The organism is uncultured Lutibacter sp., assembly GCF_947493565.1.
GTDB classification, from domain to species: domain Bacteria; phylum Bacteroidota; class Bacteroidia; order Flavobacteriales; family Flavobacteriaceae; genus Lutibacter; species Lutibacter aestuarii.
This window is the reverse complement of sequence record NZ_CANLRG010000006.1, coordinates 139137-151059: the sequence shown is the minus strand read 5'-3', so window position 1 is coordinate 151059 and position 11923 is coordinate 139137. Positions and strand designations below refer to the sequence as shown.

Annotated in this window: 16 protein-coding genes; all 16 read right to left on the bottom strand. The window is 31.0% G+C overall.

The window, feature by feature from the left end; all coding sequences use genetic code 11:
- Positions 1-27: 27 nt before the first annotated feature.
- Entirely contained in the window at positions 28-444 is a 417-nt protein-coding gene (locus tag Q0714_RS09180; protein WP_298264413.1) for an Rrf2 family transcriptional regulator, read from the bottom strand.
- A 26-nt stretch (positions 445-470) separates the two neighbouring features.
- Entirely contained in the window at positions 471-1409 is a 939-nt protein-coding gene (gene ctlX / locus Q0714_RS09175; protein ID WP_298264412.1) for a citrulline utilization hydrolase CtlX, read from the bottom strand.
- Between the two features lie 3 nt (positions 1410-1412).
- The gene (locus Q0714_RS09170; protein ID WP_298264411.1) at positions 1413-2327 is read right to left on the bottom strand and encodes a dimethylarginine dimethylaminohydrolase family protein; all 915 of its coding nucleotides are present in this window, start codon (positions 2325-2327) and stop codon (positions 1413-1415) included.
- An 89-nt stretch (positions 2328-2416) separates the two neighbouring features.
- Positions 2417-3703 carry a citrate synthase gene (locus Q0714_RS09165; RefSeq protein WP_298264410.1) on the bottom strand — a complete coding sequence of 429 codons (1287 nt, stop codon included), beginning with the start codon at positions 3701-3703 and terminating at the stop codon, positions 2417-2419.
- Positions 3704-3884: 181 nt separating this feature from the next.
- Positions 3885-5171, bottom strand: a complete 1287-nt coding sequence (gene eno / locus Q0714_RS09160; RefSeq protein WP_298264408.1) for a phosphopyruvate hydratase — start codon at positions 5169-5171, stop codon at positions 3885-3887.
- 148 nt (positions 5172-5319) lie between these two features.
- Complete coding sequence (carA, locus tag Q0714_RS09155) at positions 5320-6426, bottom strand: glutamine-hydrolyzing carbamoyl-phosphate synthase small subunit (protein ID WP_298264407.1); 1107 nt, start codon at positions 6424-6426, stop codon at positions 5320-5322.
- Positions 6427-6581: 155 nt separating this feature from the next.
- Positions 6582-7058 (bottom strand): 50S ribosomal protein L17, encoded by a 477-nt coding sequence (gene rplQ, locus Q0714_RS09150; RefSeq protein ID WP_298264405.1) that lies wholly within the window; start codon positions 7056-7058, stop codon positions 6582-6584.
- A gap of 36 nt (positions 7059-7094) precedes the next feature.
- Complete coding sequence (locus Q0714_RS09145) at positions 7095-8087, bottom strand: DNA-directed RNA polymerase subunit alpha (protein WP_298264404.1); 993 nt, start codon at positions 8085-8087, stop codon at positions 7095-7097.
- Between the two features lie 22 nt (positions 8088-8109).
- Complete coding sequence (rpsD, locus tag Q0714_RS09140) at positions 8110-8715, bottom strand: 30S ribosomal protein S4 (protein WP_298264402.1); 606 nt, start codon at positions 8713-8715, stop codon at positions 8110-8112.
- 81 nt (positions 8716-8796) lie between these two features.
- Positions 8797-9180 (bottom strand): 30S ribosomal protein S11, encoded by a 384-nt coding sequence (gene rpsK, locus Q0714_RS09135; protein WP_298264400.1) that lies wholly within the window; start codon positions 9178-9180, stop codon positions 8797-8799.
- Between the two features lie 12 nt (positions 9181-9192).
- Entirely contained in the window at positions 9193-9567 is a 375-nt protein-coding gene (rpsM, locus tag Q0714_RS09130) for a 30S ribosomal protein S13 (RefSeq protein WP_298264398.1), read from the bottom strand.
- A gap of 2 nt (positions 9568-9569) precedes the next feature.
- Complete coding sequence (gene ykgO, locus Q0714_RS09125; protein WP_073370549.1) at positions 9570-9686, bottom strand: type B 50S ribosomal protein L36; 117 nt, start codon at positions 9684-9686, stop codon at positions 9570-9572.
- Between the two features lie 12 nt (positions 9687-9698).
- Positions 9699-9914 carry a translation initiation factor IF-1 gene (gene infA, locus Q0714_RS09120; protein ID WP_068206835.1) on the bottom strand — a complete coding sequence of 72 codons (216 nt, stop codon included), beginning with the start codon at positions 9912-9914 and terminating at the stop codon, positions 9699-9701.
- A complete protein-coding gene (gene secY / locus Q0714_RS09115) occupies positions 9914-11251 on the bottom strand; it encodes a preprotein translocase subunit SecY (protein ID WP_298264396.1) in 1338 nt (445 codons plus the stop codon). Before secY ends, infA begins: the two co-directional genes overlap by 1 nt.
- Before the next feature lie 11 nt (positions 11252-11262).
- On the bottom strand, positions 11263-11715 hold the full coding sequence (gene rplO, locus Q0714_RS09110; protein ID WP_298264394.1) for a 50S ribosomal protein L15: 453 nt from the start codon (positions 11713-11715) through the stop codon (positions 11263-11265).
- A 14-nt stretch (positions 11716-11729) separates the two neighbouring features.
- Positions 11730-11912 (bottom strand): 50S ribosomal protein L30, encoded by a 183-nt coding sequence (gene rpmD / locus Q0714_RS09105; RefSeq protein ID WP_298264393.1) that lies wholly within the window; start codon positions 11910-11912, stop codon positions 11730-11732.
- Positions 11913-11923 lie beyond the last annotated feature (11 nt).

Sequence of the window (11923 nt, the reverse complement as noted above, 5' to 3'; positions counted from 1 at the left end):
TAGTTATAAAAGCTATAAACTAAAGTGTTAAGACCCACAATGAAAGTCTGCTAAAGTCTTGTTTTCTAAAATTTTTAAAGTACTATCTCTTACATCAGCCATTAACCTATTTAAACTACATTTTTCCTCACTAGTACAATCATCACAACGTTCATAGTAGTTTAAACTAACACAAGGTAACATAGCAATAGGGCCTTCTAAAACTCTAATAACCGTTGAAATTTTAATCTCGGTAGGTTTCTTTAATAAATAATAGCCTCCTCCTTTACCTTTTTTGGAAGCCAAGATTCCGTTTTTTTTGAGAGTTAATAATATACTTTCCAAAAACTTTCTTGAAATATTTTCTGAAGTAGAAATATCAGATATTAAAATAGGTTCATTTTGCTCTTGCTTTGCCAAGTAACTTAATGCCTTTAATCCATATTTTGTTTTTTTTGAAAGCATTCTTAAAATTAATAATTTTTGATGAATTAGTTCTGTTTAGGTAAAAAAACTTCCGCCATCATACATCTGGCACTTCCTCCTCCACAAGCTTCAATAGTATCTAATGAACTGTATAATAATTTACCATGTTTTTCAAGTTGAGTTATTTGCTGTTTGTTTAAACTTTGATAGGCTGAATTTGACATAACTACATAGCGCTCATCGTTATTCCCTATAACTTGCAACATATTTCCAGCAAAATTATTTACCTGATCTTCAGAAATAGTAATAATATCTTTGCCATCTTCTTTTAAATGCTTAATTACATTTTTACGTTCTTTCTTATCATCAATACTATCTAAACATATTACCGAAAAGCTTTCTCCCAAACACATCACTACATTTGTATGGTAAATTGGTAGACGTTTATTATTTACTGTTTGATAAGAAGTAAAAAGTACTGGTGTAAATTCAAAATCCTCACAAAATTCAATTAATAAATCTTCATCAGCTCGTGGCGACAATGCACAATAAGCTTTTCCATTTATTCTATCTAATAATAAACTTCCTGTACCTTCTAAAAAAAGATGTTCTTCTTCAGCAGCTGTATAATCCACTACATTTTCAATAATAAACCCTAACTCTTCAAGCTTTACAAAGATATCTTCTCTCCTTTCTAACCTTCTATTTTCAGCAAACATAGGATATAAAGCTACATCTCCGCTTTCATGAAATGAAACCCAATTGTTTGGAAAAATAGAGTCTGGAGTATCAGGTTCTTTTTCATCTTGTACAACCACTACTTGTACACCGATGGATCTTAATTTTCCAACAAAATCATCAAACTCTTTTAAAGCTTTAGCTTGAACCGTTTCAGGGGTGATACTTTCTAATACTTTTTGATAATAATTATTAACTGCTGTTTGCTCGTTCATACGGAATGAAACTGGGCGAACCATTAAAATGGTATTTGTAATTTGTTTCATGGTTTATTCTCTAATTAAAGGCATTGTGGAGCATCTTAATAAACCCTCTTGCTTGGCTATTTCGGTATATGGAATTTTTTCAACTATAAAACCTTGATTTTCTAACCAAGTGTTTAATCTTGTAAAGTTTTGTTCAGTTACAATTACTTCATCAGAAATTGAAAAAACATTAGAGAACATTTGATACATTTCATCTTTAGTAATATGAAATAAGTTTTCTTTCCCAAATAGTTTCACTAAATAATTATAATCTTCTTCATTTCTAAAGCCTTCTTTGTGTATAATAGCCTTATCTTTTCCCACAGGCTGAAAGCAGCAATCTAAATGCAATGCATTTTCTTTGGCATTGGTATTAGACTTTACTAAATCAAATTCTTTTACAATTTTATTTGGAAAGTGATCTTTTATAAATTGCACTCCTTTCATATTTGTACGGGCTGTAATATAATTTTTATAATCAGCGCCTTTATAAGTGCCTATAAAAATGTGGTTATTCCATAACATTACGTCACCGCCTTCAAAATGAATATCATCAGATGCTTCAATTATTTTGCTTGGATCTATTTGATTTAAAACATACTTAATTGCTTCTATTTCTTGTTCTCTATCTGGCAAAATGTTAGAAACAACTATTTTATCATCAATTACAAAAGCGATATCTCTTGAAAAAATTTGATTGTAATTATTAATCACATTAGGTCTGTAAACTTTTACATTGTATTTTTCGAGTACTTTATTAAATGCTTCCATTTCTGAAATCATATCTTGTTCTGTAGGGTAAGTACCAGCCTTTATATGTTCTATTGATTTAGGATCGTAAGCTTCTTCAAGTTTAGGTGTAGGACCATTACTTTTTGCTGTTCCTAAAACTACAGCTCTAAGACGTGAGGTTTCATCTTGAACATTAAGTTTTATCATATTTATAATATTTTTGTGTAAAAATAATAAAACCCCATAAATTAATATGAGGTTTTGGCAATATTTTAAAATATTATAATTAACGTATTTTACCTTTCTTCAAAAGATTTGAAAGGTCTTAAAGTTTCTCCAATATATAATTGTCTTGGTCTACTAATTGGTTCTTTTCTTAATCTCATTTCTTTCCATTGAGCAATCCAACCAGGTAGCCTTCCTAATGCAAACATTGCTGTAAACATTGGTACAGGTATTCCTAACGCTCTGTAAATAATTCCAGAATAAAAATCTACATTTGGGTATAAGTTACGAGATTTAAAATACTCATCACTTAGTGCTTCTTTTGCCAAACCTCGTGCGATATCTAAAACTGGATCATCAATTCCTAAATCTGCTAAAACTTCTTCGGCAGCAACTTTGATAATGTTTGCACGTGGGTCGAAGTTTTTATAAACTCTATGACCAAATCCCATTAAACGGAAAGGATCATTTTTATCTTTAGCTTTTGCGATGTATTTTTGATAATCACCTCCATCTTCTTTAATTGCCTCTAACATTTCAATTACCGCTTGGTTAGCACCTCCATGTAAAGGGCCCCATAATGCAGAAATACCTGCAGAGATTGAAGCAAATAAACCTGCATGAGATGAACCAACAACTCTTACTGTAGATGTAGAACAGTTTTGTTCGTGATCTGCATGTAAAATTAACAACTTATCTAAAGCATCAACAACCACTGGGTTCATTTTATATTCTTCATTAGGAAGTTCAAACATCATTTTAATGAAATTTTCAACGTATCCTAATGAATTATCTCCATAAGCTAATGGAAGCCCTTCTTCCTTTCTATATGCCCAGGCCACTAAAACAGGAAATTTGCCTAAAATTTTACATATTGCTCGGTACATATCTTCTTCAGATTCAACATTAACACTTTTTGGGTTAAAAGCTGTTAAAGCACTTGTTAATGCTGATAGTACCCCCATTGGATGTGCTGATTTAGGGAATCCATCTAAAATTTTCTTAATATCTTCATCAACTAATGATGTTTTTTGAATATCTCTATGAAATTTTAGTTTTTGCTCCTCTGTTGGAAGTTCTCCAAAAATTAATAAATAAGCTACTTCTAAAAAATCAGATTTATCTGCTAATTCTTCAATAGAATAGCCTCTGTAACGCAAAATTCCTTTTTCACCATCTAAAAAAGTAATAGCGCTCTCACAAGAACTTGTATTTTTAAATCCTGGATCTAAAGTGGTTATGCCGTTGGTAACACCTCTTAATGCTTTTATGTCTATGGCAATTTCATTTTCAGTTCCTATTAAAACTGGAAACTCATATCTCTTACCATCTACTTCTAAAATCGCTTTTTTTGACATAGCTTATATATGTATATTATATGTTATTAATCTATTATTTTTCTTGTAGCGAATTTAACGATTTTTAAGCGATTTTGAAAGAAATTACAGTAATCATTTGCTAATTATGTATATATTGTTACAAACGCAAAAAAGTCGAGAAAAATCTCGACTTTTTTTAATTATTTAGGTAGTTTAATTACTAAACCTTAAAAGCATTTTCTTGAGGATAATATGCTACACTCCCTAACTCTTCTTCAATTCTTAATAATTGATTGTATTTTGCCATTCTATCGGAACGTGAAGCTGAACCAGTTTTAATTTGGCCAGTATTTAATGCTACTGCTAAATCTGCAATGGTGTTGTCTTCTGTTTCTCCAGAACGATGTGACATTACAGAGGTATAACCTGCATTATGAGCCATATTTACAGCGGCTATCGTTTCTGTTAAAGTTCCTATTTGGTTTACTTTAATTAAAATTGAATTTGCAATTCCATTTTTAATTCCACGAGACAATCTTTCAACATTAGTAACAAATAAATCATCACCAACTAATTGAACCTTATCTCCAATTTTCTCAGTTAAATACTTCCATCCTTCCCAATCGTTTTCATCCATACCATCCTCAATAGAAATAATTGGGTACTTAGAAGCTAATTCAGCTAAATAGTCTGCTTGTTCTTCAGAAGTTCTAATTACACCTTTATCTCCTTCAAATTTTGTGTAATCATACTTACCATCAACATAAAATTCGGCAGAAGCACAATCCAATGCTAATTTAACTTCAGATCCTGGTTTGTATCCTGCATTTTCAATTGCTTTTAATACTGTTTCAATGGCATCTTCCGTTCCATCAAAAGTTGGAGCAAAACCACCTTCGTCACCTACTGCAGTACTTAAACCTCTATCGTGAATTAATTTTTTTAAATTGTGGAAAATTTCACTACCCATTTTGATTGCTTCTGTAAAGTCTTTAGCTTTTACAGGCATAATCATAAATTCTTGGAATGCAATTGGAGCATCAGAATGTGAACCACCATTAATAATATTCATCATTGGAACTGGCAATGTGTTTGCGCTTACACCGCCAACATAACGATATAAAGGCATTTCTAATTCATTTGCTGCCGCTTTAGCAACTGCTAATGAAACTCCTAGAATTGCGTTTGCACCTAGCTTAGATTTATTATGAGTACCATCTAATTGAATCATTGTATTGTCAATTAAATTTTGTTCAAATACAGAAATTCCTAAAAGTTCTTCAGCAATAACCTGATTTACATTTTTTACAGCGTTAAGAACACCTTTTCCCATATAATCTTTACCTCCATCTCTTAATTCAACTGCTTCATGTTCTCCTGTTGAAGCTCCCGAAGGCACAGCTGCTCTTCCCAAAACTCCATTTTCAGTAACTACATCTACTTCTACTGTAGGATTTCCTCTTGAATCAAATATTTGACGTGCATGAACACTTATAATTATACTCATTTTATTGTTTTTTATTAGGTTATTTTTCTTAGTCAAAGTTACGAATTTAAGGCTAAAAAGTATTTTATATTTATACTTTTATACGATAACGTTTTCGTTTTTACCGTATTAAAAAAGCCAATAATTAAATAATTATTGGCTTTTATTTTTATTTTTTTGAGTTTTGAATATTTTCAATAAACTGATCAAATAAGTACGATGAATCATGAGGCCCAGGGCTTGCTTCTGGATGGTATTGTACTGAAAAACAGTTCTTATCTTTCATACGCATTCCTGCTAGCGTATCATCATTTAAATGGATATGTGTTACTTCAAAATCTTTATGATTTTCAACATCTTCTCTTTTAACAACAAAACCATGGTTTTGAGATGTTATTTCTCCTTTGCCTGTAATTAAATTTTTTACTGGATGATTAATCCCTCTATGCCCATTATGCATTTTGTAGGTAGAAATACCATTTGCCAATGCAATTACTTGGTGACCTAAACAAATTCCGAATAAAGGAAGGTCATTTTTAATAATTTCTTTTGCTAAGTTTTGTGCCTCTACTAAAGGTTCTGGATCTCCAGGTCCATTAGATAAAAAGTAACCATCAGGTTGAAATGCATTCATTTCTTCAAAAGTTGAATTATAAGGAAATACCTTAATATAACAACCTCTATTAGCAAGATTTCTTAAAATATTTTTTTTAATTCCAATATCCAAAGCTGAAATCTTTAATGGTGCATTTTCATCTCCAAAGAAGTAAGGTTCTTTGGTTGAAACTTTAGATGCTAACTCCAGCCCATTCATGTCAGGAATAGCCTTTAATTTCTCTTTTAGCACTCCTAGATCAGTTTCTGTCGAAATAACAGCATTCATCGCTCCTTTATCTCTAATATACCTTACAACTGCACGCGTGTCAATATCAGAAATAGCCAATAAATTTTGTTTGATAAAATAATTTTCTAGAGAATCTTGTGCATTGTCTCTTGAATAATTAAAACTAAAATTTTTACAAACTAAACCTGAAATTTTAATGGAATCTGATTCAATTTCATTTTCATTTACTCCATAATTCCCTATATGAGCATTTGTAGTTAACATTAATTGCCCAAAATAAGAAGGGTCAGTAAATATTTCTTGATACCCAGTCATTCCAGTATTGTAACAAATTTCACCAAATGCAGTACCATCTATACCTATTGATTTTCCTTCAAAAATAGTCCCATCTGCTAAAAGTAAGATTGCTTTTTTTCGCTGTGTGTATTTCATTTATAGTTTGTTTTGAAATGATTTTTTGCAAAAATAATATAAAAAATAAATATTATTATTTAGTTATTAGTAAAATATTAAGTTTCTATAAGCATATAAAAAAAGGATAAACTATTTTGTAGTTTATCCTTTTCGATATTTTTAATGAATGTACATTAATTATCTTCTTTTTTATCTTCAGTTGATTCAACCGTATCAACAACCGCTTCAGCCTTTTTAGCTTTACCTCTACGTGTTGTTTTCTTCTTTTTCTTACTGTTAGGGTTATACGTTGTATTGTAATCAACCAGTTCAACCATTGCCATAGGTGCATTATCACCTTGACGATTTCCTAATTTAATAATACGAACATATCCTCCTGGTCTATCAGCTACTTTTACAGAAACTTCTTTAAACAATTCAGTAACTGCATATTTGTTTCTTAAATAACTAAATACAACTCTACGGTTATGTGTTGTGTCTCCTTTAGATTTTGTAATTAAAGGTTCTACAAATTGACGTAAAGCTTTAGCTTTAGCAACAGTAGTATTTATACGCTTATGCTCAATTAATGAACAAGCCATATTAGCTAACATAGCTTTTCTATGCGCTGTTTGTCTTCCTAAGTGATTAAATTTCTTTCCGTGTCTCATCTCTTATCTTATCTTATTTAAAACAAAAGTTTTAAATTAATCTTTATCTAATTTATATTTACTCAAATCCATTCCAAAGTTTAAACCTTTATTATGAACTAATTCGTCTAATTCTGTTAAAGATTTTTTACCGAAATTACGGAACTTCATTAAATCGTTTTTATTAAATGATACTAAATCACCTAAAGTATCAACCTCTGCTGCTTTTAAACAATTTAGTGCTCTAACAGATAAATCCATATCCACTAATTTTGTTTTTAATAACTGACGCATATGCAATGATTCTTCATCATAAGTTTCAGTTTGTGCAATTTCATCAGCTTCTAAAGTAATACGCTCATCAGAGAATAACATAAAGTGATGAATTAATATTTTTGCAGCTTCAGTTAAGGCATCTTTTGGAGCAATTGATCCATCAGTAGTAATATCAAAAACTAATTTTTCATAATCTGTTTTTTGCTCAACACGGAAATTTTCAACAGCGTATTTTACATTTTTAATTGGTGTAAAAATAGAGTCTGTAAAAATTGTACCTAAAGCTACTCCCGATTTTTTATTTTCTTCAGCTGGTACAAATCCTCTTCCTTTTTCAATAGTTATTTCGAAATCTAAGTTCACAGACTTCTCCATATTGCATATAACTAAATCGTGATTTAATATTTGAAAACCAGAAATGTATTTTTGTAAATCACCAGCAGTTAATTGCTCTTGATTTGAAATTGAAATATTAACAGTTTCTCTGTCAGAATCTTCAATTTGCTTTTTAAAACGAACTTGTTTTAGGTTTAAAATAATTTCTGTTACATCTTCAACAACACCTTTAATTGTTGAAAATTCATGTTCAATACCTTCAATACGAAGTGATGTTATTGCAAAACCTTCTAACGAAGATAAAAGCACTCTTCTTAAAGCATTACCAATAGTTAAACCAAAACCTGGTTCTAATGGTCTGAATTCGAATCTACCATTAAAATCGGTAGAATCGATCATTATTACTTTATCGGGCTTTTGAAAATTTAAAATTGCCATAATTGAATTGGTATCTTTAAAATTATTTAGAGTATAACTCTACGATTAATTGTTCCTTAATGTTTTCTGGAATTTGAATTCTTTCAGGTACACTTACAAAGTTTCCTTGTTTAGTATCTGAATTCCAAGTAAGCCATTCGTAAACATCACTTCTGTTAGCTAAAGAATCTTCAATAGCAACTAATGATTTAGATTTTTCTCTTACTGCTACAACATCACCAGGTCTTAAAGTATATGATGGTATGCTAACTAAATCACCATTAACTGTGATGTGTCTGTGTGATACTAATTGACGAGCAGCACTTCGGCTTGGGGCAATTCCTAATCTATAAACAACATTATCTAAACGTGATTCACATAATTGAAGTAAAATTTCACCTGTTACTCCAGTTGAAGCAGAAGCTTTTTTGAAGATGTTAGAGAATTGTTTTTCTAATATACCATAAGTATATTTAGCTTTTTGCTTTTCTGCTAATTGAATTGCGTATTCAGATTTTTTTCCTCTACGTCTATTATTTCCATGTTGTCCTGGAGGATAGTTTCTTTTTTCAAAAGATTTATCTTCTCCAAAAATTGCTTCACCAAATTTACGAGCAATTTTAGTTTTTGGTCCTGTATATCTTGCCATTTTTTATAGTTAATGATAGGGATTATGAATTAAGGCTAATCCTTCGATAATCTAAAATCCTATCGGTTAAAATTTAATTAATTATACTCTTCTTCTTTTTGGAGGTCTACAACCATTGTGTGGCATAGGTGTAACATCGATGATTTCTGAAACTTCAATTCCTAAATTATGAATTGATCTAATTGCAGATTCTCTACCGTTACCTGGTCCTTTCACATACACTTTAACTTTTCTCATTCCTGCTTCATGAGCAACACGTGCACAATCTTCAGCAGCTAATTGAGCAGCATATGGTGTATTCTTTTTTGAACCTCTAAATCCCATTTTCCCAGCTGATGACCAAGAAATAACATCTCCTCTTTTATTTGTAAGTGAGATGATAATATTGTTGAATGAAGCTGTGATGTGTGCTTCACCAACTGCCTCAACAATAACTTTACGTTTTTTTGAACTTGCTTTCGCCATAATATTTAGTTATTATTTAGTTGCTTTTTTCTTATTAGCTACAGTTTTACGCTTACCTTTTCTAGTTCTAGAATTATTTTTGGTTCTTTGACCTCGTAAAGGTAATCCTGTTCTATGACGAATTCCTCTGTAACAACCAATATCCATTAAACGTTTAATACTCAATTGGATTTCAGAGCGTAATTCACCTTCAATTGTTAACTCACCTACAGCCTCACGAATATCATGAATTTCTTGATCAGTCCAATCTTGAACTTTTGTATTTTCGTCAACTTTTGCTGTTGCTAAAATTTCTTTAGCTTTACTTTTACCTATTCCAAAAATATATGTTAATGCAATAACACCTCTTTTGTTTTTTGGAATATCAATACCTGCTATTCTTGCCATAACTATCCTTGTCTTTGTTTAAATCTAGGATTCTTTTTATTGATTACATATAATCTGCCTTTTCTACGCACAATTTTGCACTCGGCACTTCTCTTTTTTACTGATGCTCTAACTTTCATCGGATTTTACCTTTAATATCTGTAAGTAATTCTTGCTTTTGTTAAATCGTACGGACTCATTTCTAACTTCACTTTATCTCCTGGTAATAATTTAATATAATGCATACGCATTTTACCTGAAATATGAGCTGTTACAATGTGTCCATTTTCCAACTCTACACGAAACATCGCGTTAGATAACGCTTCTGTAATAGTTCCGTCTTGTTGTATTGCTGGTTGTTTTGCCATTATGCTACTGATTTTCTTTTAGTTCCTTTTTTCATTAAACCATCATAGTGACGATTTAATAAATGAGAGTTAATCTGTTGAATGGTATCAATTGCAACTCCTACCATAATTAACAATGATGTTCCTCCATAAAATAAAGCCCAAGAGTGTGTTAAACCAAATTTAACAACTATAGCAGGTAGTATGGCTACTACAGCTAAAAATAATGATCCTGGGAATGTTATTAAAGATAAAACTCTATCTAACATTTCAGCTGTATCTTTTCCTGGTCTAATTCCAGGGATAAAACCACCGCTTCTCTTTAAGTCATCAGCCATTTTATTGGTTGGTATTGTAATTGCAGTGTAAAAATAACTAAATATTATAATTAACAAAGCAAATAAAACATTATACCATAAACCAAACATATTAGAAAATTCAATTCCAATAGACTTAATCATATCATTTTCTGATCTTGCTAATAATGCTGGCGCAAACATAATAGCTTGTGCAAATATAATTGGCATTACACCAGATGAATTTAATTTTAATGGAATGTAATCTCTTGCACCAGAAGCAACATTTTTTATGTTACCTGCTACTGTTTTTCTTGCATATTGTACAGCAATTCTTCGAACTGCAGTTACTAAATACACACAAACAAGTATTACTAAAAACCACATTATTACTTCAATCAAAATCATAATCAAACCACCGTTAGAAGCTGTAATTTTTGAAACTGCTTCTTGAATAAAAGAACTTGGGAAACGTGCAATAATACCAATCATAATTAACAATGAAATACCATTTCCAATTCCTTTATCAGTAATTTTTTCACCTAACCACATTGCAAATATAGTTCCAGCTGTTAAAATTACCATTGATGATATCCAAAACATACTTCCACTAATGTAGAACGCTGAAGAAGGAATTAATTGGTAAATATTTGTAATATAAGCTGGTCCTTGAACCATCGTAATAGCAATAGTTAACCAACGTGTAATTTGATTGATTTTTTTCCTTCCACTTTCACCATCTTTTTGTAATTTTTGCAAATATGGAACAGCAATTCCCATTAGCTGAACAACAATAGAAGCAGATATGTAAGGCATAATACCTAAAGCTACTACAGATGCTTGAGCAAAAGCTCCTCCTGTAAACATATCTAACAATCCTAAAATTCCACCACCACTTGTTTGATTTTGTAATGCAGCTTGAGCAACAGTAATATCAATACCAGGTAATGGTACTTGTGCAGCAAAACGATAAATTGTCATAAATCCAAGTGTCAATAAAATCTTATTTCTAAGTTCTTCTATTGTCCAAATGTCTTTAAGGGTTTGAATAAATTTTTTCATCTATAATTATATTATAACGTTTCAGCTGTTCCACCAGCTTTTTCAATTGCAGCTTTTGCTGTAGCTGTAAATTTATGAACAGTTACATTCAATTTAGCTTTTAGCTCTCCATTACCTAATATTTTCACTAGGTCACTTCTACGTGCTAAACGGTTTTCTACTAAAACATCTAATGTTACAGTATCTTCAATTTTTTTGTTATCAACTAACTCTTGAAGTTTATGTAAATTTACACCTACATATTCCTTACGGTTAATATTTGTAAAACCAAATTTAGGAACACGTCTTTGTAAAGGCATTTGGCCTCCTTCGAATCCTACTTTTTTAGAGTATCCAGAACGAGATTTTGCTCCTTTATGACCTCTTGTAGCGGTTCCTCCTTTACCAGAACCTTGTCCTCTACCAACACGTTTGCCTTGATTTTTAACTGATCCTTCTGCAGGTTGTAAGTTATTTAATGTCATTACTTTATAAAATGTTATTTAATTTCTTCAAAAGAAACTAAGTGTTTAACTTTATTTACCATTCCAAGGATAGTTGGAGTCGCCTCATGCTCAACTACTTGTCCCATCTTACGTAAACCTAGTGCCTCCAAAGTTCTTTTTTGATTTTGAGGACGTCTAATTTTACTTTTAACTTGTGTTACTTTTATTTTTGCCATCGTACTCCTTG